This window comes from Mycobacterium sp. G7A2, from assembly GCF_041902445.1.
Lineage (GTDB): Bacteria > Actinomycetota > Actinomycetes > Mycobacteriales > Mycobacteriaceae > Mycobacterium.
The window spans coordinates 1,225,795-1,250,571 of record NZ_CP169251.1; the positions used below are offsets into that span (position 1 = coordinate 1,225,795).

At 68.7% G+C, this 24,777-nt stretch carries 21 protein-coding genes; 12 read left to right on the top strand and 9 right to left on the bottom strand.

The window, feature by feature from the left end; genetic code table 11:
• The first annotated feature begins 155 nt into the window (after positions 1 to 155).
• Positions 156 to 1,685: an acetyl-CoA acetyltransferase gene (locus ACEWX3_RS05990; protein ID WP_207065675.1), complete on the top strand. Its 1,530-nt coding sequence runs from the start codon at positions 156 to 158 to the stop codon at positions 1,683 to 1,685.
• A 9-nt stretch (positions 1,686 to 1,694) separates the two neighbouring features.
• On the opposite strand, the gene ACEWX3_RS05995 is transcribed toward ACEWX3_RS05990, so the two are convergent.
• Complete coding sequence (locus tag ACEWX3_RS05995; protein ID WP_374158943.1) at positions 1,695 to 2,210, bottom strand: hypothetical protein; 516 nt, start codon at positions 2,208 to 2,210, stop codon at positions 1,695 to 1,697.
• 59 nt (positions 2,211 to 2,269) lie between these two features.
• The gene (locus ACEWX3_RS06000; protein ID WP_163678717.1) at positions 2,270 to 3,118 is read right to left on the bottom strand and encodes an LLM class F420-dependent oxidoreductase; all 849 of its coding nucleotides are present in this window, start codon (positions 3,116 to 3,118) and stop codon (positions 2,270 to 2,272) included.
• Positions 3,119 to 3,386: 268 nt separating this feature from the next.
• Here ACEWX3_RS06000 and ACEWX3_RS06005 point away from each other — a divergent pair, with 268 nt between their 5' ends.
• From ACEWX3_RS06005 to ACEWX3_RS06030, 6 genes are all read left to right on the top strand, one after another.
• Complete coding sequence (locus tag ACEWX3_RS06005; protein WP_221354661.1) at positions 3,387 to 4,259, top strand: DUF5336 domain-containing protein; 873 nt, start codon at positions 3,387 to 3,389, stop codon at positions 4,257 to 4,259.
• Between the two features lie 60 nt (positions 4,260 to 4,319).
• A complete protein-coding gene (locus ACEWX3_RS06010) occupies positions 4,320 to 6,038 on the top strand; it encodes a DUF6350 family protein (protein WP_374158944.1) in 1,719 nt (572 codons plus the stop codon).
• A gap of 21 nt (positions 6,039 to 6,059) precedes the next feature.
• Positions 6,060 to 6,689: a phosphoribosylglycinamide formyltransferase gene (gene purN, locus ACEWX3_RS06015; RefSeq protein WP_207065671.1), complete on the top strand. Its 630-nt coding sequence runs from the start codon at positions 6,060 to 6,062 to the stop codon at positions 6,687 to 6,689.
• Positions 6,686 to 8,272: a bifunctional phosphoribosylaminoimidazolecarboxamide formyltransferase/IMP cyclohydrolase gene (gene purH, locus ACEWX3_RS06020; protein WP_207065670.1), complete on the top strand. Its 1,587-nt coding sequence runs from the start codon at positions 6,686 to 6,688 to the stop codon at positions 8,270 to 8,272. Before purN ends, purH begins: the two co-directional genes overlap by 4 nt.
• 177 nt (positions 8,273 to 8,449) lie before the next feature.
• The gene (locus ACEWX3_RS06025; RefSeq protein ID WP_207065669.1) at positions 8,450 to 9,841 is read left to right on the top strand and encodes a sigma 54-interacting transcriptional regulator; all 1,392 of its coding nucleotides are present in this window, start codon (positions 8,450 to 8,452) and stop codon (positions 9,839 to 9,841) included.
• Between the two features lie 50 nt (positions 9,842 to 9,891).
• Positions 9,892 to 11,880, top strand: coding sequence for a VWA domain-containing protein (locus ACEWX3_RS06030; RefSeq protein WP_374158945.1), 1,989 nt, complete (start codon positions 9,892 to 9,894; stop codon positions 11,878 to 11,880).
• On the opposite strand, the gene ACEWX3_RS06035 is transcribed toward ACEWX3_RS06030, so the two are convergent.
• The 7 genes from ACEWX3_RS06035 to ACEWX3_RS06065 form a co-directional block, all read right to left on the bottom strand.
• Positions 11,877 to 12,455 carry a DUF1707 domain-containing protein gene (locus ACEWX3_RS06035; protein ID WP_374158946.1) on the bottom strand — a complete coding sequence of 193 codons (579 nt, stop codon included), beginning with the start codon at positions 12,453 to 12,455 and terminating at the stop codon, positions 11,877 to 11,879. The genes ACEWX3_RS06030 and ACEWX3_RS06035 overlap by 4 nt on opposite strands.
• 101 nt (positions 12,456 to 12,556) lie before the next feature.
• A complete protein-coding gene (locus ACEWX3_RS06040) occupies positions 12,557 to 13,327 on the bottom strand; it encodes an enoyl-CoA hydratase family protein (RefSeq protein WP_374158947.1) in 771 nt (256 codons plus the stop codon).
• Between the two features lie 13 nt (positions 13,328 to 13,340).
• On the bottom strand, positions 13,341 to 14,501 hold the full coding sequence (locus ACEWX3_RS06045) for an acyl-CoA dehydrogenase family protein (RefSeq protein ID WP_207065665.1): 1,161 nt from the start codon (positions 14,499 to 14,501) through the stop codon (positions 13,341 to 13,343).
• Complete coding sequence (locus ACEWX3_RS06050; protein ID WP_374158948.1) at positions 14,498 to 16,474, bottom strand: biotin carboxylase N-terminal domain-containing protein; 1,977 nt, start codon at positions 16,472 to 16,474, stop codon at positions 14,498 to 14,500. The genes ACEWX3_RS06045 and ACEWX3_RS06050 overlap by 4 nt, the downstream gene beginning before the upstream one ends.
• A gap of 70 nt (positions 16,475 to 16,544) precedes the next feature.
• Positions 16,545 to 18,158 carry a carboxyl transferase domain-containing protein gene (locus ACEWX3_RS06055; protein WP_207065663.1) on the bottom strand — a complete coding sequence of 538 codons (1,614 nt, stop codon included), beginning with the start codon at positions 18,156 to 18,158 and terminating at the stop codon, positions 16,545 to 16,547.
• Positions 18,155 to 19,303 (bottom strand): acyl-CoA dehydrogenase family protein, encoded by a 1,149-nt coding sequence (locus ACEWX3_RS06060; RefSeq protein WP_374158949.1) that lies wholly within the window; start codon positions 19,301 to 19,303, stop codon positions 18,155 to 18,157. Before ACEWX3_RS06060 ends, ACEWX3_RS06055 begins: the two co-directional genes overlap by 4 nt.
• Positions 19,300 to 21,018, bottom strand: coding sequence for an acyclic terpene utilization AtuA family protein (locus ACEWX3_RS06065; protein WP_374158950.1), 1,719 nt, complete (start codon positions 21,016 to 21,018; stop codon positions 19,300 to 19,302). Before ACEWX3_RS06065 ends, ACEWX3_RS06060 begins: the two co-directional genes overlap by 4 nt.
• A 382-nt stretch (positions 21,019 to 21,400) precedes the next feature.
• On the opposite strand from ACEWX3_RS06065, the gene ACEWX3_RS06070 reads away from it, so the two are divergent.
• From ACEWX3_RS06070 to ACEWX3_RS06090, 5 genes are all read left to right on the top strand, one after another.
• Positions 21,401 to 21,670 carry a hypothetical protein gene (locus tag ACEWX3_RS06070; protein WP_374158951.1) on the top strand — a complete coding sequence of 90 codons (270 nt, stop codon included), beginning with the start codon at positions 21,401 to 21,403 and terminating at the stop codon, positions 21,668 to 21,670.
• A 53-nt stretch (positions 21,671 to 21,723) separates the two neighbouring features.
• Positions 21,724 to 22,074: a heme-binding protein gene (locus ACEWX3_RS06075; protein WP_221354686.1), complete on the top strand. Its 351-nt coding sequence runs from the start codon at positions 21,724 to 21,726 to the stop codon at positions 22,072 to 22,074.
• A gap of 183 nt (positions 22,075 to 22,257) precedes the next feature.
• Positions 22,258 to 22,431: a 50S ribosomal protein L32 gene (gene rpmF, locus ACEWX3_RS06080; RefSeq protein ID WP_152518510.1), complete on the top strand. Its 174-nt coding sequence runs from the start codon at positions 22,258 to 22,260 to the stop codon at positions 22,429 to 22,431.
• A 53-nt stretch (positions 22,432 to 22,484) separates the two neighbouring features.
• Complete coding sequence (locus tag ACEWX3_RS06085) at positions 22,485 to 23,171, top strand: response regulator transcription factor (RefSeq protein ID WP_207065658.1); 687 nt, start codon at positions 22,485 to 22,487, stop codon at positions 23,169 to 23,171.
• 14 nt (positions 23,172 to 23,185) lie between these two features.
• Positions 23,186 to 24,634 carry an ATP-binding protein gene (locus tag ACEWX3_RS06090; protein ID WP_374159800.1) on the top strand — a complete coding sequence of 483 codons (1,449 nt, stop codon included), beginning with the start codon at positions 23,186 to 23,188 and terminating at the stop codon, positions 24,632 to 24,634.
• Positions 24,635 to 24,777 lie beyond the last annotated feature (143 nt).

Genomic DNA, 24,777 nt, shown 5'->3' on the forward strand with positions numbered 1-24,777 from the left:
GTCTCAGGTACCGGCACGTGTCTCAGGTACCGGCCACCCGTCTCAGGCACGGGCACGCGTCTCAGGCACCGGCACACGCTGTGATCCGCCGCCCCGAGTCGCCCGACAGGAACACGTTCTATTAGCCTCTCGAAGTAACTCAAGAGGAGCTGAACATGGCAGTTGACGAGCGCACACCGGTCATCATCGGCGTGGGGCAGTTCACCGAACGCATCGACGACCCCGACTACCGGGGCATGTCCGCAGTCGAGCTGGCCACCGCCGCCGCCCGCGCGGCGCTGCAGGACACCGACGCCGACGCTGCGCAGGTGGCCGCCGCCATCGACACGGTGTTCGGGCTGCGGCAGTTCGAGATCTCCGGGCCGATGCCGGCCGTGCTGGGGAAGTCGAACAACTATCCCCGTTCGGTCATGCGACGCATCGGCGGTGACCCGGCCCGGGTGGTGCTGGAACCGGTGGGCGGGCAGAGCCCGCAGAAGCTCGTCACAGAGGCGGGCAACACCATCGTCGCCGGCGAGGCCGACGTAGTGATGATCATGGGCTCCGAGGCCGGCTCCACCGCCAAGTACTTCGCCGACCGCGACGACAAACCCGACTTCACCGAGAACATCGACGGCCAGCTGGAGGACCGCGGCCACCAGATCTTCAGCTACATCGACGAATACACCGTCCAGCACGGCCTGACCGGCGCACCGGTGCAGTACGGGCTGCTCGACAACGCGCGGCGGGCCCGTCTCGGTCACAGCGTTGCCCGGTACCGCCGGGAAATGGCCGAACTGTTTGCGCCGATGTCGAAAGTCGCTGCGAAGAACCCCTTCTCGTCGTCGCCGGTGGAGCGGTCGGTGGAGGAGATCGAGACCGTCACCGACGAGAACCGGATGATCTGCGATCCCTATCCTCGTCTTCTGGTGGCCCGCGACACCGTCAACCAGGGTGCTGCCGCCATCGTGACCTCGGTTGCCGCTGCACGCAGACTCGGTGTGCCGGAACGTAACTGGGTTTATCTGCACGGCCACTCCGATTTGGTGGAGCAGCCCCTGCTCGACCGTGCGGACCTCGGTGCCGCCCCGGCATCGGCGATGGCGGCCCACGAGGCGCTGCGGGTGGCCGGCATCGATGTCGATCAGGTCGCCACCTTCGACCTCTACAGCTGCTTCCCGTTCCCGGTGTTCGTGATCTGCGACGCCCTGGGTCTCGCGCCCGAGGACCCCCGTGGCCTGACCCTCACCGGTGGACTGCCGTACTTCGGTGGCCCCGGCAACAGCTATTCGTTGCACGCAATCGCCGAAACCGTCGCCCGGATGCGCGACACCCCGGGTCGTTTCGGCTTCGTCGGCGCCAACGGCGGGATCGCCAGCAAGTACTCGGCCGGTGTCTACTCAACCGAACCGGCTCCGTGGCGGCAGTCCCGCAGCGCTGAGCTCAATGCGCAGGTCGCCGCGCTGCCGACGGTGCCGGTGACCAAGCGCGCCGACGGGACGGGCACGATCGAGACCTATTCGGTGCGCCACGACTGGCCCGTGCGGACCGGCATCATCGTCGGGCGGCTCGACGCGGACGGCTCCCGCTTCATGGCGACCAGCGAGGACCCCGACCTCGTCGCGGTCCTGGCCGAGGCCGACCCGCTGGGCACCGCAGTCACGGTCACGTCCACCGACAACGGCAACCGCGCTTTGCTGCGCTAGTCGGGACCGTCAGAACAACGTCGTCACAGTCGGGGTCAGGACGAAGCCGTGCTGACCCACGCGGCAGGCCGTCATGCCGGAATCGTCGACGCCGCACTCGATGTCGCGATAGACGATCTTGTGGCCCGAAGGCAGCTGCTTGACGCCCGAGGCGGCGATCGTGGCCGAGTCCAGCGGTGGATACGACGGAGCGACGGTCGCCGGTTCGTCGGTTGCCACCAGAACCTGCCAGGTCCCGGGCCCGAGGTCCGGTCGCGGCCCCTCGCACGACAAGGTCAACCGGTTCGGGTCGTCGAGTGAGTTCATGGTGTTGTGGCTGCACAGCTGTCCGTCGGGCGTGACGAAGTCGAACCCGGTGAACCGGGGGTAGCTCTGCATGTACTCCGCCGGGTCGACGGCCGGGTACCCCGACAGGTCGGGCATCTGCGGCGGCGGGTCGGCGGCCGCGTCGGCGCAGCCCACCGTCAGCGCGACCAAGGCCGCACCTGCGGCCGCGGCGCCCCGCCGGATCAACGTCGTCGTCACACCTGGATTATCGCGGCGTCGCAGGGTTGGCGTTACCCGCTGGACCGGTGCGTTGTCGCTCAGACCAGGGCGGTGAGCTTTCCGGCGAGGCGTTCGACGTAGGCCGCGACGTCGTCGGGGCTGCGGTCGGGCAGCCCGAACAGCACCTCGGTCACCCCGAGGTCGCGCCAGCGGGCCAGCTTGTCCGGGTCGGGTTTGAAGTCCAGCGCCACCACCTGCGGGGCGCCCTCGCGCCCGGCGCCGGCCCAGGTGTCCTGCAGCAGTTTCACGGGCGCGTCGATGTCGAAGTCGCGGGGCGTGGTGATCCAACCGTCGGCCGACCGGGCGATCCACTTGAAGTTCTTCTCGGTGCCCGCGGCGCCGACGAGGACAGGGACATGCGACTGCACGGGTTTCGGCCAGGCCCACGACGGGCCGAAGTCGACGAACTCGCCGTGATACTCGGCCTCCTCCTGGGTCCACAGCGCACGCATCGCCTCCAGGTACTCACGCAGCATCGTGCGCCGCCGGCCGGGCGGCACATTGTGGTCGGCCAGTTCGTCGGTGTTCCAGCCGAATCCGACGCCCAGGGAGACCCGGCCGCCGGAGAGATGATCGAGGGTGGCGATCGACTTGGCCAGCGTGATCGGGTCGTGTTCGACGGGCAGCGCCACCGCCGTGGACAGCCGAACCCGGGAGGTCACCGCACACGCGGCGCCCAGCGAGACCCAGGGGTCCAGCGTGCGCATGTACCGGTCGTCGGGCAGTGAGTCGTCACCGGTCGTGGGATGCGCAGCTTGGCGCTTGATCGGGATGTGGGTGTGTTCGGGCACATAAAACGTGGTGAAGCCGTGATCGTCGGCCAGCTTGGCCGCAGCCGCCGGCGTGATCCCGCGATCGGAGGTGAACAGCACCAGTCCAAAGTCCATGCGGAGAATTAGAACGTGTTCCAATACGGGACCGCAAGGGGGGCGCTGCGCAGCGCAGACCGGATATGTGCGACGAATGCCGCTCACCGGCGGTGATTTTGTGAGTTCGCTGTGAGTCCCGGGCGCGGGCCCAGGTGCAGAAGTGGTGCTCCGGGGGTGCGCTAGCGTGGGTGACCGAATCGCCCACGCTGTCCGTCGCCCCGCCGACGGATCGTGTCGGCACCGCCCGTCACCGACGATGCGGTGCCCGTATCGCACAGGAGAGTCCATGTCGTACCCCCAAGGCGCGCCCGGAGGCCCCGGTTACCAGCCCACGCAGCCGCAGACCAACCAGTTCGCCGCGCCGACCCAGCAGTTCAGCAGGGTGCCCGACAGCGGGCCTGGCGCTGAGGGCCCCAGCAAGCTGCCGGCATACCTCAGCGGGGCCGTCGCCGCGCTGGGTCTGCTGGTGTACCTGGCCGGGTTCGCGCCGCAGTTCACCATCACCGCGTCGGATTTCCCGGGCCTGGGCCAGCTCAGCGGAAGCTCGCTGGGCTTGCTGTTCGCGGTCATCGCAGCGGTGCTGGCGGGACTGCTTTCGGGTTTGAGCCTGCTGCCCAAGCAGCCGAACTACACGCCGATCGCGGCTGTCGGGGCGGTGCTGGCCTTTCTGCTGGTCATCGCCGAGGTGATCAAGAAGCCCAGCGGAGCGACCGTCGACTGGGGCCTGTACCTGGTGATCGCGTTCACGCTGCTGCAGGCTGCGGTCGCCGTCGTGGTGGTGCTGTTCCAGTCCGGCATCCTCACCGCTCCCGCACCGCGGCCGCGCTACGACCAGCCGCAGCACTTCGGTCAGTACCCCGGCCACTACTACGGTCAGCCGCAGGGACAGCACCAGGGTCAGCCGCAGCAGCAGGGCCGTCCCGGCTATCCGACGCCCTACGGCGGCTACCCCAGCACCGGCCCGTCCACCGGCGGCTTCCCGGCGTCTTCGGGGTCCGCGCCGGCACCGCAGTCCGGCCCGTCCTCGCAGTCGGGCCCTCCGACTCCGCCGACCGGATACCCGACGTACGGCCAGCCGCCGGCGAGCAACGCGCCGACGACCCAAGTTCCTGCGCAACACCAGTCGTCATCGCCGCAGTCGGATCAGTCGTCGTCGTAGTCTGAGCCGCGCGTGCGCGTGAGGCGTGCGCCCGAGCTTTCGCGAGGAGCGACTTCACCCGTGACCAGACGACCGCACCCGGGCGGCGCCCCCCGCCCGGCCGGCGGAACCCGGCAGGCGCGTGATCTGCTCCGGGTCGCCTTCGGGCCGTCGATCGTGGCGCTGGTCGTCATCGCCGCGGTGGTGCTGCTTCAGCTGCTGATCGCCAACAGCGACATGACCGGCGCGTTCGGCGCGATCGCCAGCATGTGGCTGGCCGTCCACCAGGTTCCCGTCTCGATCGCCGGCAGCGCGCTCGGGGTGATGCCGCTGCTGCCGGTGCTGGCGATGATCTACGGCACCGCGCGCACCACCGCCGCCGCCACCACGAGCGCATCCTGGTTCGTCACGCGCTGGGTGGTGGCTTCGGCGGTCGGCGGCCCGATTCTGATTGCGGCGCTCTGTCTGGCGGTCATCCATGACGCCGCGTCGGTGCTGACCGACCTGCAGACGCCCGACGCACTGCGCGCATTCGGTGGGGTGCTGGTCGTGCACGCGATCGGCGCCGTGGTGGGGGTCGGTTCTCGGGTCGGGCGGCGGATGCTGAGGTCGTCACCGCTGCCGAGCTGGTTGTTCGACGCGGTTCGCGCTGCCGCAGCCGGCGTGTTGGCGCTGATGGGGCTGTCCGGAGTGATCACCGCGGGGTCGCTGGTCGTGCACTGGTCGACGATGCACGAGCTGTACGCGATCACCGACTCGGTGTTCGGTCAGTTCAGCCTGACCGTGCTTTCGGTGCTGTACGTACCGAACGTCATGGTGGGCGCGGCGGCGGTGGCCGTGGGGTCCAGCGCGCATGTGGGACTGGCGACGTTCAGCTCGTTCACGGTGTTCGGCGGCGACATCCCCGCGCTTCCGATACTTGCCGCGGCGCCGACCCCACCTCTGGGCCCGGTTTGGGTTGCGCTGATGATCGTCGCCGCCGTTTCCGGAGTCGCTCTCGGCCAGCAGTGTGCCCGCCGGCCGCTTCCCCCGCTGACCGCGCTGGCGAAGGTGGCGGTGGCGGCGGCACTGGCGGCGGTGACCATGGCACTCCTGGGGTATGCCGGCGGCGGGACGTTGGGCAATTTCGGTGAGGTCGGAGTCGATCAGGCGACCTTCGGGCCGGCGGTATTTCTGTGGTTCGCCGGAATCGGCGGGTTGACCGTGGCGATGTCGGGTGGCCTGGCGCCGCGGGTGCGCCGGCCGGCTGTGAAGACCGAACCGGAGCCGGCTCCGCGGGACGAGTCCGAGACTGACGGCGACGTCATTGATGCCGAGGAGCCCTCGAGCGATGAGGTTGGGGAGGTCGAGTCCCCGCCCGCTGAACGCGCGGACGCCACCTCAGCGGAGTCACCTGCCGCTGCCGGGGAGCCGGTGTTGACGGGCAAGCCCCACCGCCCGGACCTCCAGGGGATGGATCTCGAGGACATCGACCCCGAGGAGCACTTCGTCGTAGACGAAGCAGATGGCCGGGGTGTCGTAGACGAAGCAGATGACCGGGGTGTCGTAGACGAAGCGGATGGCCGGGGTGTCGTAGACGAAGCAGATGGCCGGGGTGTCGTAGACGAAGCGGATGGCCGGGGTGTCGTAGACGAAGCGGATGGCCGGGGTGTCGTAGACGAAGCGGATGGCCGGGGTGTCGTGGACGAAGCGGATGGCCGGGATGTCATGGAGGACCCCGAGGAGCACTTCGTGGTAGACGAAGCAGATGACCGGGGCGTCGTCGACGAACCGGGCGACCACAGACGCGGCACCGAATGATCACCTATTAGGCTCTCTGGCGTGCAGCCAGAGGTCCGTGTGCCCCCGAGCGCACCGGCGCGGCTGGTGGTGCTGGCGTCGGGCACCGGTTCGTTGCTCGAGACACTGCTGAAGTCCGCCGTCGGCGACTATCCGGCCCGGGTTGTCGCGGTCGGGACCGACCGGGCGTGCCGCGCCCTCGATGTCGCTGCGGACGCGTCGGTGCCGACGTTCACGGTGCGTCTCGGCGACCACCCGGACCGCGTTTCCTGGGATGCTGCCCTCACCGAGGCGACCGCGGCTCACGAACCAGATCTGGTGGTATCCGCCGGGTTCATGAAGATTCTTGGCGCGCAATTTCTTTCACGATTCCCCGCCCGGGTCGTCAACACCCACCCGGCGCTTCTGCCGGCTTTTCCCGGCGCCCACGCGGTTCCCGATGCCTTGGCCTACGGGGTCAAGGTGACCGGCTGCAGTGTGCACCTGGTCGATGCCGGCACCGACACCGGGCCGATCCTGGCGCAGCAGGCCGTGCCCGTGCTCGACGATGACGACGAAGCCACCCTGCACGAACGGATCAAAGTGGTGGAGCGACAACTTCTGGTGGATGTTCTCGAAGCGCTGGCCACCCGCGGCGTGACCTGGACCGGACGAAAGGCGACCATAGGATGAGCGAGGACGGTCGGCGGCGCATCCGCCGCGCACTGATCAGCGTGTACGACAAGACTGGATTGGTGCCGCTGGCGCAGGGGCTGCATGCCGCCGGTGTCGACATCGTGTCCACCGGTTCGACCGCCAAAACCATTGCCGGCGCGGGTGTTCCGGTGACGCCAGTGGAGACCGTCACCGGGTTCCCGGAGGTGCTCGACGGACGGGTCAAGACGCTGCATCCACATGTGCACGCCGGCCTGCTCGCCGATCAGCGTAAATCCGAGCACGTTTCGGCGCTCGCCGACTTGGGCGTCGCCCCGTTCGAGCTCGTGGTGGTGAATCTGTACCCGTTCACCCAGACCGTCAACTCCGGCGCCGACGTCGACGAGTGCGTCGAGCAGATCGACATCGGCGGGCCGTCGATGGTTCGGGCGGCGGCCAAGAATCATCCCAGTGTCGCCGTCGTGGTGGATCCGCTGGGCTACGACGGGGTGCTGGCTGCGGTGCGGGCCGGTGGGTTCACCCTGGCTGAACGAAAGAAGCTGGCCGCGTTGGCATTCCGGCACACCGCCGAGTACGACGTCGCGGTGGCCTCGTGGATGGAGTCGGTACTGGCGCCGGAACAGGGTGCCGATGCAGCGGATACGGCCGGTCAGTTGCCGCCGTGGCTCGGTGCGACGTTCCGGCGCACCGCGGTGCTGCGTTACGGGGAGAACCCGCACCAGGGCGCAGCACTCTACCGCGACGACGGTGGCTGGCCGGGCCTCGCGCAGGCCGAACAGCTGCACGGCAAGGAGATGTCCTACAACAACTACACCGACGCCGACGCAGCATGGCGGGCGGCATTCGACCACGAAGACATCTGTGTCGCGATCATCAAGCACGCCAACCCGTGTGGCATCGCGATCTCCTCGGTGTCGGTGGCCGACGCCCACCGCAAGGCTCACGAATGTGACCCGCTGTCGGCCTTCGGTGGCGTGATCGCGGCCAACGCCGAAGTCACCGTCGAGATGGCCGAGACGGTCGCCGGCATCTTCACCGAGGTGATCGTCGCCCCGGCCTACGAACCGGGTGCGGTCGAGGTGCTGACGAAGAAGAAGAACATCCGCGTGCTGGTGGCCTCCGAGCCACAGGTCGGTGGGACCGAGTTCCGTCAGATCAGCGGCGGGCTGCTGATGCAGCAGCGCGACGCGGTGGATGCTGCCGGCGATGACCCGTTGAACTGGACGCTGGCCACCGGGTCGCCGGCCGATCCGACGACGCTTGCCGACCTGGTGTTCGCGTGGCGCACCTGCCGGGCGGTCAAATCGAACGCGATCGTCATCGCGCGCGACGGCGCGACGGTGGGCGTCGGCATGGGGCAGGTGAACCGCGTGGACGCGGCCCGGCTGGCGGTGGAGCGGGCAGGGGACCGCACCGGTGGTGCGGTCGCAGCCTCGGATGCGTTCTTCCCGTTCCCTGACGGTCTGGAGACGCTCACCCGCGCGGGTGTCAAGGCTGTGGTCCATCCGGGCGGATCCGTGCGCGACGACGAGGTGACCGCGGCCGCCGAAGCGGCGGGCGTCACGCTCTACCTGACCGGCGCCAGGCACTTCGCGCACTGACGGCGTCCAATGGATCTCAGGCACTTCGCGCACTGACGGCGTGCAGTGGGTCCCCGGACGCGTCGGGCACTGACTGCGTGCGGCAGGTGTCCGTCCAGCGCGCACAAAATGCCAGCTCGTGGCGGTGTGTCGGGGACAGACACGCGAGCTCGCGGAATGTAGTCGTAGCGTGGAGTGGTGACTTCACCTAACGATCTCCCCCGCACCGTCGGTGAGCTGCGCGCCTCGGGACACCGCGAACGCAGCGTGAAGGCCGAGCTCCGCGAGAATCTGCTGGCCAAGCTCAGCGCGGGCGTGGACGTCGCCGAGGTGTGGCCAGGGATCCTGGGCTTCGAGGACACCGTCATCCCGCAGCTCGAGCGCGCCCTGATCGCCGAACACGACATCGTGCTGCTCGGTGAGCGCGGCCAGGGCAAGACGCGCCTGTTGCGCGCCCTGAGCGGGCTGCTCGACGAATGGACCCCGGTCATCGCCGGCGCCGAACTCGGCGAGCACCCCTACAGCCCGATCACCCCCGAGTCGATCAAGCGGGCCGCCGATTCCGGCGACGACCTCCCAGTGGCCTGGAAACACCGCAGCGAGCGCTACACCGAGAAGCTGGCCACCCCGGACACCAGCGTCGCCGACCTGGTCGGCGACATCGACCCGATCAAGGTCGCCGAGGGCCGCAGCCTGGGCGACCCCGAGACCATCGCCTACGGCCTGATCCCGCGGGCGCACCGCGGCATCGTCGCCGTCAACGAGCTGCCCGACCTCGCCGAGCGCATCCAGGTCGCCATGCTCAACGTGATGGAGGAGCGCGACATCCAGGTGCGCGGCTACACGCTGCGGCTGCCGTTGGACGTCCTCGTCGTCGCCAGCGCCAACCCCGAGGACTACACCAACCGCGGGCGCATCATCACCCCGCTCAAGGACCGCTTCGGCGCCGAGATCCGCACCCACTATCCGCAGGAACTCGACGCCGAGGTCGGGGTCATCAGCCAGGAGGCCCATCTGGCGGCCGAGGTCCCGGATTACCTGCTGCAGATCCTGGCGCGGTTCGCCCGCGCGCTACGCGAGTCGACGTCGATCGACCAACGTTCCGGGGTGTCGGCGCGATTCGCCATCGCCGCGGCCGAGACAGTCGCCGCGTCGGCCCGGCACCGCGGCGCGGTGCTCGGCGAATCCGATCCGGTGGCCCGCGTCGTGGACCTCGGCACCATCATCGACGTGCTGCGCGGGAAACTGGAGTTCGAATCCGGCGAGGAGGGCCGCGAGCAGGCCGTGCTCGAGCACCTGTTGCGCCGGGCGACCGCCGAGACCGCTCAGCGGCTGCTCGGTGGGATCGATGTGGCGCCGATCGTGACGGCCGTCGAAGGCGGATCGCCGGTCACCACCGGCGAGCGGGTGTCCGCCCGTGAGGTGCTCGACGCGTTGCCCGAGGTCCCCGCCGTCGCCGAGATCCAGCGCCGCCTCGGTGCGCAGACCGAAGGCCAGCGCGCCGCGGCCATCGAACTGGCCCTCGAGGCGTTGTACCTGGCCAAGAGAATCGACAAGGTGTCAGGCGAGGGCGAAACGGTCTATGGCTAGGAGCGCGACGACCAAGCAGCGAGGTACGAGCTGCGTTGAGGAGTGCGACAGTGGGGTCTAAACAATCGAGGACATCGCGGTACTCGCGATACACCGGCGGGCCCGACCCACTGGCCCCGCCCGTCGACCTGCGCGAAGCGCTCGAGGCGATCGGGCAGGACGTCATGGAGGGCACCTCGCCTCGTCGGGCGCTGTCTGAACTGCTTCGTCGCGGTTCGAAGAACATGCCCGGCGCCGACCGGCTGGCCGCCGAGGCGAACCGGCGCCGACGGGAGTTGTTGCAGCGCAACAACCTCGACGGAACGCTGGCCGAGATCAAGCAGCTGCTCGATGACGCGGTGCTGGCCGAGCGCAAGGAGTTGGCGCGCGCGCTCGACGACGACGCCCGGTTCGGCGAGCTGCAACTGGACGCGCTGTCGCCGTCCCCGGCCAAGGCAGTGCAGGAGCTCTCCGAATACGACTGGCGCTCGGCGGAGGCCCGCGAGAAGTACGAGCAGATCAAGGATCTGCTCGGCCGCGAAATGCTCGATCAGCGTTTCGCCGGCATGAAGCAGGCCCTCGAGAACGCCACCGACGAGGACCGCCAGCGGGTCAACGAGATGCTCGACGACCTGAACAACCTGCTGGACAAGCACGCTCAGGGCCAGGACACGCCGGAAGACTTTCAGGATTTCATGGCCAAGCACGGCGAGTTCTTCCCGGAGAACCCGCGCAACATCGACGAGCTGCTCGACTCGCTGGCCCAGCGCGCTGCCGCCGCCCAGCGGTTCCGCAACAGTCTGTCCGAACAGCAGCGTGCTGAGCTGGATCAGTTGGCGCAGCAGGCCTTCGGGTCACCGTCGTTGATGAACGCGCTCAACCGGCTCGACGCGCACCTGCAGTCCGCCCGCCCCGGCGAAGACTGGGAAGGCTCGCAGCGGTTCTCCGGCGACAACCCGATGGGCATGGGTGAGGGCGCACAGGCGATGGCCGACATCGCCGAACTCGAGCAGCTCGCAGAGCAGCTGTCGCAGAGCTACTCCGGTGCCAGTATGGACGACGTCGACCTCGACATGCTGGCCCGCCAGCTCGGCGAGGACGCCGCTGTGGACGCCCGTACCCTCTCCGAACTGGAACGGGCCCTGATGAACCAGGGGTTCCTCGACCGCGGCTCCGATGGCCAGTGGAGGCTGTCGCCCAAGGCGATGCGCCAACTCGGTCAGGCTGCGTTGCGTGATGTCGCGCAACAACTCTCGGGCCGTCACGGTGAGCGCGACACCCGTCGCGCGGGCGCCGCGGGAGAACTGACCGGGGCCACCCGGCCTTGGCAGTTCGGCGACACCGAGCCGTGGAACGTCACCCGCACCGTGACCAATGCGGTGTTGCGGCAGGCCGGGACCGGGGAGCGGCTCAACCGGTCGGTGCCGGTGCGCATCGAGGTCGACGACGTCGAGATCTCCGAGACCGAGACGCGCACCCAGGCGGCGGTGGCGCTGCTGGTGGACACGTCGTTCTCGATGGTGATGGAGAACCGCTGGCTGCCGATGAAGCGCACCGCACTGGCGCTCAACCACCTGGTCAGCACGAGGTTCCGCTCCGATGCGTTGCAGATCGTCGCGTTCGGCCGCTACGCCCGCACGGTCACCGCCGCCGAGCTGACCGGGTTGGAGGGCGTCTACGAACAGGGCACCAACCTGCATCATGCGTTGGCGCTGGCGACCCGGCACCTGCGGCGCCACCCGAACGCGCAGCCGGTGGTGCTCGTCGTCACCGACGGCGAACCGACGGCGCACCTCGAGGACTTCGGCGGTGAGGGTTCGTCGGTGTTCTTCGATTACCCGCCGCACCCGCGCACCATCGGGCATACCGTCCGCGGTTTCGACGAGGTCGCCCGGCTGGGTGCGCAGGTGACGATCTTCCGGCTCGGCAGCGACCCGGGGCTGGCGCGCTTCATCGATCAGGTCGCCCGCAGGGTCGGCGGTCGGGTCGTGGTGCCCGATCTGGACGGGTTGGGTGCCGCGGTGGTGGGCGATTACCTCAGTGCGAAACGGCGCCGTTAGGCGGGTTTGCGCTTCTTGCGTTTGACGCCGACGCTGCCCCACAGCGAGAGGCCGCGTATCTTCACGCACGGCGCGCCCGGCGAGCCCTCGCCGATGACGTCGTGCTCGAAGCTGCCCATCACCGCCTTGCCGTGCAGGTCGAGGTTCACCTCGGGCGGCACCAGGATGGTCTGCCCGCCCATGATCGAATACGACCGGATCTCGACGTCATGACTGGTGAAGTCGGCGTAGCGCATGTCGATGACGCCGCCACCCCACAACGCGAAGGTGGTCATCCGCTTGGGCACGTTCCATCGGCCCCGGCGCTCGAACCCACTGAGGATCGCCAGCAGCAGCGTCGACGGGGCCGGCCGGCACGGGCCCCTGCGGCCCCGAGTCACCGCACCGGGCAGATCGTTCGACAGCCGGTCGAGCTCGTCGTACGTCGTGGCAGCGTAAGCCTTGGCGAGTCGGTCCTCGTACTCGGTCAGTCCGAGCACACCGGACGCGGCGGCATCGGTCAGCAGCTGAGCGACCTCGATGCGATCGGTGTCGGCAGCACGCGTCGACCCGTTCCGCGAAGCGGGCCGGGTCATCGCAGCCTTCTGCGGGTCGCGCGGGCACAGTTCGACATCAACCCCGAGCCTACGACGAACGTCGGGACATGCAAGCGGCTTCACCAAACTGTAAGGAGTCGTCACCTCCAGTCGGGTGCACGCTTCTGCAGGAAGGCCAGCATGCCCTCGCGGGCCTGCTCCGAGACGAACAGCGTCGCGGTCTGCTGCGTCAATTTCTCTGCGCGCCGATCGAAGTCGTCCAGCACGGCGGCGGTCGTCAGTGCTTTCGAGGCGGCCAGCCCCTGCGGTGAACCCTGTCCGATCGCGGCCGTCAGCTCGGCCACTGTCGCCCCCACGTCGTCACTGGCGACGGTGATCAGGCCGATGTCCGCGGCGACGTCGGCGCCGAACTTCTCGCCGGTGACGAAGTAGCGACCGGCAGCTCGCGCCGTCATCTTCGGCAGCAAGGTGAGCGAGATGATCGACGGCGCGACTCCGAGCCGCGCCTCGGTCAGGGCGAAGGTGCTCGACCGGCCCGCCACCGCGATGTCGCACGCGCCGACCAGGCCCATACCGCCGGCGCGTACGTGGCCGTCGACCTCGGCGATCACCGGCAGCGGCAACTCGAGGATCCGGCGCAACAGCCGCGTCATCTCCTGCGCCCGCGCGGCTGCCTGCTCGGCCGGATCACTGCTCGACGCCGACGCCTCGCTCAGGTCGGCGCCCGCGCAGAACGTCCCTCCGGTGTGCCCGAGCACGACCACCCGCACGCCCTGCTCCGCGGTCGCGCGGGTCAGCCCGTCATGCAGCTGCTCGACGAGCGCCGACGACAGGGCGTTGCGGTTGTGCGGCGAATCCAACGTGAGCCGTGCGACCGGCCCCTCCCGCTCGAACCGGACCAGCTGGGTCATCAGGACGCCTCCCTCAGTACGAACGGGGCAGGCCGAGCGAGGTCTGCGCCACGAAGTTCAGGATCATCTCCCGGCTGACCGGTGCGATGCGGGCCAGCCGGGAAGCGGTCAGCACCGACGCGATGCCGTACTCCTTGGTCAACCCGTTGCCGCCCAGCGACTGCACCGCCTGATCGACTGCGCGCACCGAGGCCTCACCGGCGGCGTACTTGGCCATGTTCGCGGCCTCGGCAGCCGCCACGTCGTCCCCGGCGTCGTAGAGGGAGGCCGCCTTCTGCATCATCAGCTTGGCCAGCTCGATCTCGATGTGGTTCTGCGCCAGCGGATGTGACAGGCCCTGGTGTGCGCCGATCGGGGTTTTCCACACCTGCCGTTGTTTGACGTAGTCGACCGCCTTGTCGATGGCGAAGCGGCCCATGCCCACCGCGCTGGCCGCGCCCATGATGCGTTCCGGGTTCAGTCCGGCGAACAGCTGCGCGATGGCCGCGTCCTCGGAACCGACCAGAGCGTCGGCCGGCAGGCGCACCTCGTCGAGGAACAGCTGGAACTGGAACTCCGGGCTGACGATCTCCATCGGGATCTTGGTGTAGGTCAAACCCGGTGTATCGGTGGGGACCACGAACAGTGCGGGCTTGAGGTTGCCGGTCTTGTGATCTTCAGTCCGCCCGACCACGAGGACGGCCTGGGCCTGGTCGACACCGGAGATGTAGACCTTCTGCCCCGACAGGATCCAGTCGCTGCCGTCGCGACGCGCGGTGGTGGTGATCTTGTGCGAGTTGGAGCCGGCGTCGGGTTCGGTGATCGCGAACGCCATCGTGATGGAACCGTCGGCGATGCCGGGAATCCAGCGCTTCTTCTGGTCCTCGGTGCCGAACTTGGAGATGATGGTGCCGTTGATCGCCGGTGAGACGACCATCATCAGAAGCGCCGACCCGGCGGCGGCCATCTCCTCCATGACCAGGCTCAGCTCGTACATGCCGGCTCCGCCGCCGCCGTACTCCTCGGGAAGGTTGACGCCGATGAACCCGAGCTTGCCGGCTTCGGACCACAGTTCCTCGGTGTGCTCACCGGCGCGGGCCTTCTCCAGGTAGTAGTCCTGGCCGTAGTTGGCGGCCATCGCGGCCACCGCCTTGCGCAGGGCCTGCTGTTCTTCGGTCTCGATGAAACCGCTCACGGGATCTCCTTCTCGTTGTCCCCGGCGTCGACCCGGGCCAGTATGGAGCCGACCTCGACCTGGCGGCCGGGCTCGACGTTGAGTTCGACCAGCACACCGTCGGTGGGGGCGGTGATGGTGTGCTCCATCTTCATCGCCTCGAGCCAGATCAGCGGCTGTCCGGCGGTCACCGCGTCGCCGACCGTCGCGGCGACGCGCAGCACCGACCCCGGCATCGGCGCCACCAGCGATCCCTGGGCGAGCGCGGCGGCCGGATCCGGGTAGCGCGGCAGGGCGGTCAGTCGCACACTGCCGGCCGGCGAGTCGACGAAGACGTCGCTTCCGTAGCGGCACACGTCGAACGGTCGCTCGACGCTGCCGTCGGCAAGCACGATGCGCGCGCGCGACGCCGAGACGACGGTGACGTCGTCGTGCCCGTGGATGCGCACCCCGTCGCGGTGGAAGCGGTATCGCACCTCGTGGGTGTGACCGCCGGCGTCGTCGTAGCTCTTCTGTTGCGGGATCGACCCGAGGTTGCGCCACCCGCTCGGGGACCCGGCGAAAACCGTTGCCGTGTCATGGTTGTGAGCCGCATCGGCCAGTGCAGCGGCGATGGCCGACAGCCCGACCGCGCGGTCGTCGGCAACCGGTCGGGCCAGCTCGGGCAAGCCGTGCGTGTCGAAGAACGCGGTGTCGGTCGCACCGTCGACGAAGGCGGGGTGGCGCAGCACGTTGACCAGCAGGTCACGGTTGGTGTCGACCCCGTGCATGCGGGTGCGCACCAGCGCGTCGGCGAGCAGGGTCGTGGCCTGTCGGCGGGTCGGCGCGTAGGAGATGATCTTGGCGATCATCGGGTCGTAGAACACCGAGATGATCGAGTTGTCCTCGATGCCCGAATCGACTCTGATGCCGCTGCGGTCGATCCCGCCGAAGCGGACCGTGGCGGACGGCACGGCGAACCGGTGCACTGCGCCCGCCTGTGGTTGCCAGTCCTTCGCCGGGTCCTCGGCGTAGAGCCGGGCCTCGATGGAATGGCCGCGCGCCGGCGGCGGCTCGGGATCCAGCGCTGCACCGTCGGCGACGGCGATCTGCAGCTCGACCAGGTCCAGTCCGGTGGTGAGTTCGGTGACGGGGTGCTCGACCTGCAGGCGGGTGTTCATCTCCAGGAAGAAGAACGAGCCCTCGTCGTCGGCCATGAACTCCACGGTGCCCGCTCCGGTGTAACCGATGGCCGAGGCGGCCAGGCGGGCCGCTTCGAAGAGCTTCCCGCGCATCCCCGGGGTGCGCTCGACCAGGGGAGACGGTGCCTCTTCGATGATCTTCTGGTGACGTCGCTGGATCGAGCATTCACGTTCACCGACCGCCCACACGCTGCCGTGGGTGTCCGCCATCACCTGCACCTCGATGTGGTGACCGGACGCCAGGTAGCGCTCGCAGAACACCGTCGGGTCGCCGAAGGCGGACTGCGCTTCGCGACGGGCGGCCTCGACCTGGCCGGCGAGATCGGCGATCTCGCGCACCACCCGCATGCCGCGACCGCCGCCGCCCGCGGACGCCTTGATCAGCACCGGCAACATGTCGGCGGTCACGGCGTGCGGGTCGAGTTCGTCGAGCACCGGAACGCCCGCGGCGGCCATGATCTTCTTGGCCTCGATCTTCGAGCCCATCGCCGCCACGGCGGGCACGGGCGGGCCGATCCAGGTGAGTCCGGCATTCTGCACCGAGGCCGCGAAATCGGCGTTCTCGGAGAGGAATCCGTAACCGGGGTGAACCGCGTCGGCTCCGGCGGCGTGTGCGGCCGCGATGAGTTGCGCGTGGTCCAGATAGCCGCGGGTGCCTTCCAGGCGGACCCGGGCGTCCGCCTCGGCGACGTGGGGTGCGTCGGCGTCCGGGTCGGTGTACACCGCGACCGTCCGCAGGCCGAGGCGCCGGCAGGTGGCGAACACCCGGCGGGCGATCTCGCCGCGGTTGGCGACCAGAACCGTGGTGATCATCGTTCTCCTCCGGCGAATTCGGCGCGTTTCTGCACCCTCAGTGTCGCGTTGCGCGCCCGATTCACGGTCATCACATCCGGAAGACGCCGAAGTTCGACGTCCCCTCGATCGGCGCGTTGGCGATGGCCGACAAGCACATGCCGAGCACGGTGCGCGTGTCGCGTGGGTCGATGACCCCGTCGTCGTAGAGCCGGCCCGACAAGAACATCGGCAACGACTCGGCCTCGATCTGGGCCTCCACCGCGGCTTTCAGCGCCGCGTCGGCGTCCTCGTCGACCTGTTGGCCGCGGGCCTCGGCTGCCGCGCGGCTGACGATGGACAGCACCCCGGCCAGCTGCGTGCCGCCCATCACCGCCGACTTCGCGCTGGGCCAGGCGAACAAGAACCGGGGATCGTAGGCGCGTCCACACATGCCGTAGTGCCCGGCTCCATAGGAGGCCCCGATCAGCAGCGAGATGTGCGGCACCGTCGAGTTGGAGACGGCGTTGATCATCATCGAGCCGTGCTTGATCATTCCGCCCTCCTCATACGCCTTGCCGACCATGTAGCCGGTCGTGTTGTGCAGGAACAACAGTGGGGTGTCGGAACGGTTGGCCAGCTGGATGAACTGGGTGGCCTTCTGGGACTCCTCACTGAACAGCACGCCGCGCGCATTGGCCAGGATGCCCAGCGGATAGCCGTGCAGCGTCGCCCAGCCGGTCACCAGCGAACCGCCGTAGAGAGGCTTGAACTCGTCGAACTCCGAGCCGTCGACGATGCGTGCGATCACATCGCGCGGGTCGAACGGGATACGCAGGTCCGGCGGCACGATGCCGATCAGCTCTGCGGGATCGAACAGCGGCTCGGTGAACGGGCCTGGCGCCGGGCCCGCCTTGCGCCAGTTCAACCGGGCGACGATGCGTCGGCCGATGCGCAGCGCGTCGAGTTCGTCGACGGCGAAGTAGTCGCCCAGCCCGGAGGTCCTGGCATGCATCTCGGCGCCGCCGAGGGACTCGTCATCGGATTCCTCACCCGTGGCCATCTTGACCAGCGGCGGTCCGGCCAGGAACACCTTCGACCGTTCCTTGATCATCACCACGTGGTCCGACATGCCGGGAATGTAGGCGCCGCCGGCGGTCGAGTTGCCGAAGACGATGGCGACGGTCGGGATCCCGGCCGCCGAGAGCCGGGTGAGGTCCCGGAACATCCGACCACCCGGGATGAAGATCTCCTTCTGGGTGGGTAGGTCGGCGCCGCCGGACTCCACCAGCGAGATTACCGGCAATCGGTTCTCTAATGCGATCTGGTTGGCCCGCAGGATCTTGCGCAGTGTCCACGGATTGGAGGTGCCGCCCTTGACGGTGGGGTCGTTGGCGACCAGCAGACATTCGACGCCGCTGACCGCCCCGATGCCGACCACGACGCTGGCGCCGACGGTGAAATCGGTGCCCCACGCCGCCAACGGGCTCAGCTCCAGAAACGGCGAGTCCGGATCCACCAGCGCTTCGATGCGTTCACGGGCGGTCATCTTGCCGCGGGCGTGGTGTCGGGCGACGTACTTCTCGCCGCCGCCGTCGAGCGCCTTGGCGTGTTCGGCCTCCAACTCGGCGATCTTGGCCGTCATCGCCGCGGCGGCCTCGGTGAACGCCGTCGAGCGCGGGTCGATCGTCGACCGCAGGGCCGCTGCGCCGGTCGGTGCGGTCATGCCTGGTATCCCAGCGTCTTGGCGGCCAGGCCGGTGAGGATTTCCGTTGTGCCCCCGCCGATGCCGAGTATTCGCATGTCGCGGTACTGCCGCTCGATCTCCGACTCGGCCATGTACCCCATCCCGCCGAACAGCTGGACCGCCTGGTTGGCCACCCACTCGCCGGCTTCGACGGCGGTGTTCTTGGCGAAGCACACCTCGGTGATCAGATCCACGTCCCCGCTGAGCTGCCGCTCGACGACGTTGCGGGTGTAGACCCGGGCCACGTCGATGCGCCTCGCCATCTCGGCCAGCGTGTTCTGTACCGACTGGCGCGCGATCAGCGGCTTGCCGAACGTCTCGCGGTTGCGGCACCAGTCGACGGTCAGATCGAGGCAGCGTTGCGCACTCGAATACGCTTGTGCGGCAAGGCCGACCCGCTCGGAGACGAAGGCGGCGGCGATCTGGAGGAAACCGGTGTTCTCGGCACCTACGAGATTGGTGGACGGCACGCGCACATCGGTGTAGGACAGTTCGGCGGTGTCGGAGGACCGCCAGCCCATCTTGTCGAGCTTGCGGCTGACCTCGAATCCGGGGGTGCCCTTGTCGACGACGATCAGTGACACCCCGGCGGCACCCGGCCCGCCGGTGCGCGCAGCGGTGACGACGTAGTCGGCGCGCACCCCGGAGGTGATGTAGGTCTTGGCGCCGTTGAGGATGTACTCGCCACCCTCTTTGGCGGCTCGGGTGGTCAGGTGCCCGACGTCGGATCCGCCGCCCGGTTCGGTGATCGCGAGCGAGCCGATCTTCTCCCCGCGCAGGGTCGGTCGCACATAGGTGTCGATCAGGTGCTCGTCGCCGGAGGCGATCATGTGGGGCACCGCGATGCCGCAGGTGAACAGCGACGCGAACACTCCACCGGGGGCGCCTGCCTGGTGCATCTCCTCGCAGATCACCACGGCGTCGGCCCCGTCCCCGCCCTCGCCGCCCACCGATTCCGGGAACCCGGCGCCGAGCAGCCCCGCCGCCGCGGCCTTACGGTGCAACTCGCGCGGCAGCTCGCCGGTGTGTTCCCACTCGGTGACGTGGGGGAGGACCTCGCGTTCAGCGAAGGCGCGCACCGTCTTCCGGAGGTCGTCGCGCTCGGGTGTGGTCCAGATGCTCACGGCAGCAACTCCTCTGGTGTGTCACATAGGTCGACAGGGATGTCGACATATCGGCTGCGCAGCCATTCCCCCAGGCCCTTGGCCTGGGGATCGAAACGGGCCTGGTACGCCACGCCCTGGCCGAGGATGTCGTCGATGACGAAGTTCACCGCGCGCAGGTTGGGCAGCAGGTAGCGGGTGATCGGCAGGTCGGTTGCCTCGGGTAATAGCCCGCGCAGCGCATCCACCGTGAGCGTGTTCGCCAGCCACTCCCACTGCTCGTCGGTGCGGACCCACAGTCCGACGTTGGCGCTGCCCCCTTTGTCGCCGCTGCGCGCTCCGGCGATGAGGCCCAGCGGCATCCGCCGGGTCTTCCCTTCGGGCCGGGCGGGCGGCGCGGCCGGCTCCGGCACCGGTGCCAGTTCCTGGGTGTCGGTGGTAGCTGGGATGTCGACGCGGGTGCCATCGGCGTGCACGGCGACGTGGGTGAGCTTGTCGGCCGGCACGTAGGCCGCGGTGAACACCCCGTAGACCTGACCGTCGCCGGGCGGGGCGGTGCTGGTGAATCCCGGATAGCTGGCCAGGGCCAGCTCGACAGCCGCGGACGAGAAGCGGCGGCCGACCGTCGCGGCGTCGGGATCCCTGGCCACGCAGCGCAACAGCGCGCTCGCGGTCTGTTCGGTGTCCGCGTCGGGGTGGTCGGTGCGCGCCAGCGTCCATTCCAGTTCCGCCGGCTTGGCGGTCAGGCCGGCCTCGAGCTGCCGCCGCACCAGGGCGGCTTTGGCGTCGATGTCCAAACCGGTGAGCACGAACGTCACCTCGTTGCGGAAGCCGCCCAGGCTGTTGAGCGACACTTTCACCGTCGGTGGCGGCGGCTCACCGCGCACCCCGCTGAGCCGCACTCGGTCCTCGCCGTCGTCGGTCAACGTGATGCTGTCCACCCGCAGCGTCGCGTCAGGATTGGCGTAGCGGGCCCCCGCGATCTCGTAGAGCAGCTGCGCGGTCACGGTGCCGATGGTCACGGCGCCGCCCGTGCCGGGGTGCTTGGTGATCACCGACGAGCCGTCGGCGTGGATCTCGGCGATCGGGAAGCCGGGATGGGTGAGGTCGCCGAGTTCGGTGAAGAACGCGTAGTTGCCGCCGGTGGCCTGGGTGCCGCACTCGATGACATGGCCGGCGGCGATGGCGCCGGCGATCCGGTCATGGTCGGCGGGTTGCCAGCCGAAGTGTGCGGCGGCTGGACCGACGATGACCGAGGCGTCGGTGACCCGACCGGTCACGACGACGTCGGCGCCGCTGTCGAGACACTCCACGATGCCCCACGCGCCGAGGTAGGCGTTGGCGGTGAGCGGGGCGCCCAGACCGAGTTCGTCGGCGCGGGGCAGCAGATCGTCACCTTCGACGTGCGCGACGGTGGCAGGAACGCCCAGGGTGTCGGCCAGCGTCCGGATCGCGTCAGCTAATCCGGCCGGATTGAGGCCGCCCGCGTTGGCGACGATGCGCACCTGGCGGTCTCGCGCGAGTCCGAGGCATTCTTCGAGCTGGCGCAGGAACGTCTTGGCGTAGCCGCGTTCCGGGTTCTTCATCCGGTCGCGGCCCAGGATCAGCATCGTCAGCTCGGCCAGGTAATCACCTGTGAGGTAGTCGAGTTCGCCGCCGGTCAGCATCTCGTGCATGGCCGACAGGCGGTCGCCGTAGAAGCCCGAACAGTTTCCGATGCGGACCGCTGACGCCACGCGCACTCCCTTGTGAACCCACAGGCCGGATGCTCGCCCAACCAACCGGTAGGTTACTTCGTACCGACGGTACCGAGTCAACCCCTTGGCAAATACTGTCCGAGCGGCTATCCGGACAGCGAAGAACAATGGCCTCTGACCTGCGCGGCAAGGCTGCATCGTCTCGGCCCGCCGAGGCGTGGACTCGGGTAGGCTTGCGCTCGCGCGCCCGGTCAGTGCACAGCGAAATTTCGCCGTGGTGGTGGAGTCGCAGTTGTGCGCGCACCGGCCGGCGCGGCGCCGGATCGTTGCGATTTCGGGGAGCCATCTCGAGATGCGTGTGGCCTCTTGGGGGATCGACATCCGGACCAACGATGATGTCGACCGGTCAGGAGGGAGAACGATGCGGAAGGTCCTACACCGCGCAGTGCCGATTGTGGTGGCGGGGGCATGTGCCGCCGCACTGTTGTCCGCGACGGCGGCCAACGCTGATGTCCCCGGCGGTCTCAGCGCGAGCCCGGTGATGCCGTTCCCGCAATCCGACGTGATGTGTGACCTCATGTCGTACTGCGACACCGGTCTCGATCTCGTGGTCACGGGACGAAGCGAGCGCGACGATCCCGAGTTCGGCGGCGGCTTCCTGACCCCCAACCCGGCTCTCGCCGACAACTGAATTTTCTGCAATTCTGCACACAGATGACTCGAACACCTGAAAGAGGAGTGGGTATGTCCTTCATCGTCCGTTCTGCCGGCGTCGTGGCGATCGCCGGTGCCGCGCTGCTGGGCAGCACCGCGACCGCAGCCGCCGAGCCGCCCAACTGCACCCTGGCCGACATGTCCGGGGTCCTCTCCGGTGTGTCCGCCGGGATGTCGGCGTATCTGTTCACCCATCCGGAGGTCAACGCCGAGCTGTCCACGATGACCGATATGTCCGGTGAGGAGCGTTCGGCCTACATGCAGGACTACATGTCGGCCAACCCGCAGGTCCAGGCTGAACTGCAGGCCATTCGCCAGCCGATGACCGACTTCCGGGCCCGCTGCGGCATGCCTCCGGGCGGCCTCGGCATGGACGGCTGATCCGTTCGATCATCGAGAGGGGGCCGTGTCGACGTCTGCGCCGGTGACGGCCCCTGTCCGGTCCCTGCGTCGCCGCAGTTTGGAGCCCGCCCAGCCCAACGGCTATCCTGGTGACCAATTGCCGGCGCCGGGTAGGTCCAGGCGTGCCTGCAGTGCCACCCCATATCTGAGGAGAGCTTGATCATGGCTGTGCCCAAGCGCAGGATGTCGCGCGCGAACACCCGTAGCCGGCGCGCGCAGTGGAAGGCCACGCCGACCGGACTGGTCACGGTGACTGTCGCCGGTCAGCAGCACAAGGTGCCGCGCCGTCTGCTCAAGGCCGCCCGCCTGGGACTGATTGATCTCGACCGCCGCTAGTCCCTCGGCGCGCCTCTCAGGTCACTCTCAGACGCGGGGTTGACACTGTGGCGGTGCGCATTCTTGTCGTTGATGACGATCGCGCGGTGCGCGAGTCCCTCCGAAGGTCCCTGTCGTTCAACGGTTACTCCGTGGAGTTGGCGCAGGACGGCCGTGAGGCGCTCGATCTGATCGCCAGTGATCGGCCGGACGCCCTGGTGCTCGATGTGATGATGCCGCGCCTGGACGGCCTCGAGGTGTGCCGTCAGCTCCGCAGCACGGGCGACGATCTGCCGATCCTCGTGTTGACCGCCCGTGACTCGGTGTCCGAGCGGGTCGCCGGCCTCGACGCGGGCGCCGACGACTACCTCCCCAAGCCCTTCGCGCTGGAGGAACTGCTCGCGCGGATGCGCGCCCTGCTACGCCGGACCGGCCCGGACGAGGGTGTCGAGTCGGCGGCGCTGACGTTCTCCGATCTGACGCTGGACCCGGTGACCCGCGAGGTGACGCGCGGCGACCGGCCGATCAGTCTGACCCGCACCGAGTTCGCGCTGTTGGAGATGCTGATCGCCAACCCGCGCCGGGTGCTGACGCGCAGCCGCATCCTCGAGGAGGTGTGGGGCTTCGACTTCCCGACCTCGGGCAACGCCCTGGAGGTGTACGTCGGCTACCTGCGGCGCAAGACCGAAGCCGAGGGCGAGCCGCGCCTGATACACACCGTGCGCGGGGTGGGTTACGTGCTCCGGGAGACACCCCCGTGACGAACGGCCAGCCGATGACCCCCTGGCCGGGCGCCCCGGCGCCGGTGCCCGTCACCCGCTCGGTGTCACTGCGCTGGCGCGTGATGCTGCTCGCCATGTCGATGGTGGTCATGGCGGTGGTGTTGATGGCCTTCGCCGTGTATGCGGTGGTGGCGCGCGCCCTCTACGACGACCTCGACAACCAGTTGCAGAGCCGGGTGAAGCTGCTGATCGAGAGCGGGTCGTTGGAGGTCGACCCGGGCAAGGCCATCGAAGGCACGGCCTACTCCGACGTCAACGCCATGCTGGTGATCCCCGGCCAGATGAGATACACCGCGACCCAGACGGGTCAGACGCTGCCGGTGGGCCCTCCGGAGCAAGGTGTCATCGACGGCAAGCTGCGGATGTCGCTGCGCACCGTGGACCAGCAGCGCGTGTTGGCCATCCGGTTGAGTAACGACAGGGCACTGGTCATCTCCAAGAGTCTGGAACCGACCAACCAGGTCCTGCGACGGCTGACCACGGTGCTGCTGATCGTCGGCGGGATCGGGGTGGCGGTGGCGGCCATCGCCGGCGGCATGGTCGCCAGTGCCGGGCTGCGGCCCGTCGCCCGGCTGACGCAGGCGGCCGAACGAGTGGCCAGGACCGACGACCTGCGTCCGATCCCAGTGTTCGGCAGCGACGAACTCGCCCGTCTGACCGAGGCTTTCAACATGATGTTGCGCGCGCTCGCCGAGTCACGCGAGCGGCAGGCCCGCCTGGTCACCGACGCCGGGCACGAATTGCGCACGCCGTTGACGTCGTTGCGCACCAACGTCGAGTTGCTCATGGTGTCCATGGAGCCGGGCAGGCCCCGGCTGCCCGAGGATGAGATGGCCGATCTGCGCGCCGACGTACTCGGCCAGATCGAGGAACTGTCCACTCTGGTGGGCGATCTGGTGGACCTCACCCGCGAGGACGCCGGAGGCGTGATCCACGAGATCGTCGAGATGTCTGAGGTGATCGACCGTTCGCTCGAGCGGGTTCGTCGGCGCCGCAACGACATCGAGTTCGACGTGACGACCAGCCCGTGGCGGGTCTACGGGGACGCCGCGGGGTTGGCGCGCGCGGTGCTCAACCTGCTCGACAACGCGGCGAAGTGGAGCCCACCGGGTGGGCGGGTCGCGGTCAGCCTCCGGCAGATCGATTCGCAGCACGCCGAACTGGTCGTCGCCGATCAGGGGCCGGGGATTCCGCCGATGGAGCGGGGGTTGATCTTCGAGCGGTTCTACCGGTCGGCCTCCGCGCGCGCGATGCCGGGATCCGGTCTGGGACTGGCGATCGTGCAGCAGGTGGTGCTCAAGCACGGCGGCTCGCTACGGGTCGAGGACACCGTGCCGGGCGGGCAGCCGCCGGGCACGGCGATGCACGTGGTGCTGCCCGGTCGGCCGGCGGCCGCCGATACCGAACTGTCATCTGACGAAGTGACGACACGCCGCCACTGACCCTTCCGTGACGCGTGTCACCAGCGAGGATGGTGGGGCAGAAGTCTAGGGGTGCGCCGAGTGTTCTCTAAGTGGATTCTCAGCCCGGGTGGGCACTGTAGGCGTCATCCCTTCGTTGATCCAGGCGAAGACACCTACTTCAG

Bases quoted from the DNA above. Each gene is read 5' to 3' on its own strand.
- ACEWX3_RS06040 (WP_374158947.1), bottom strand. From the start codon at position 13,327: ATGACCCAGCTGGTCCGGTTCGAGCGGGAGGGGCCGGTCGCACGGCTC.
- ACEWX3_RS06070 (WP_374158951.1), top strand. From the start codon at position 21,401: ATGCGGAAGGTCCTACACCGCGCAGTGCCGATTGTGGTGGCGGGGGCA.
- ACEWX3_RS06050 (WP_374158948.1), bottom strand. From the start codon at position 16,474: ATGATCACCACGGTTCTGGTCGCCAACCGCGGCGAGATCGCCCGCCGG.
- ACEWX3_RS06000 (WP_163678717.1), bottom strand. From the start codon at position 3,118: ATGGACTTTGGACTGGTGCTGTTCACCTCCGATCGCGGGATCACGCCG.
- ACEWX3_RS05990 (WP_207065675.1), top strand. From the start codon at position 156: ATGGCAGTTGACGAGCGCACACCGGTCATCATCGGCGTGGGGCAGTTC.
- purH (WP_207065670.1), top strand. From the start codon at position 6,686: ATGAGCGAGGACGGTCGGCGGCGCATCCGCCGCGCACTGATCAGCGTG.
- ACEWX3_RS06005 (WP_221354661.1), top strand. From the start codon at position 3,387: ATGTCGTACCCCCAAGGCGCGCCCGGAGGCCCCGGTTACCAGCCCACG.
- ACEWX3_RS06075 (WP_221354686.1), top strand. From the start codon at position 21,724: ATGTCCTTCATCGTCCGTTCTGCCGGCGTCGTGGCGATCGCCGGTGCC.
- ACEWX3_RS06055 (WP_207065663.1), bottom strand. From the start codon at position 18,158: ATGACCGCACCGACCGGCGCAGCGGCCCTGCGGTCGACGATCGACCCG.
- ACEWX3_RS06035 (WP_374158946.1), bottom strand. From the start codon at position 12,455: ATGACCCGGCCCGCTTCGCGGAACGGGTCGACGCGTGCTGCCGACACC.
- rpmF (WP_152518510.1), top strand. From the start codon at position 22,258: ATGGCTGTGCCCAAGCGCAGGATGTCGCGCGCGAACACCCGTAGCCGG.
- ACEWX3_RS06090 (WP_374159800.1), top strand. From the start codon at position 23,186: ATGACCCCCTGGCCGGGCGCCCCGGCGCCGGTGCCCGTCACCCGCTCG.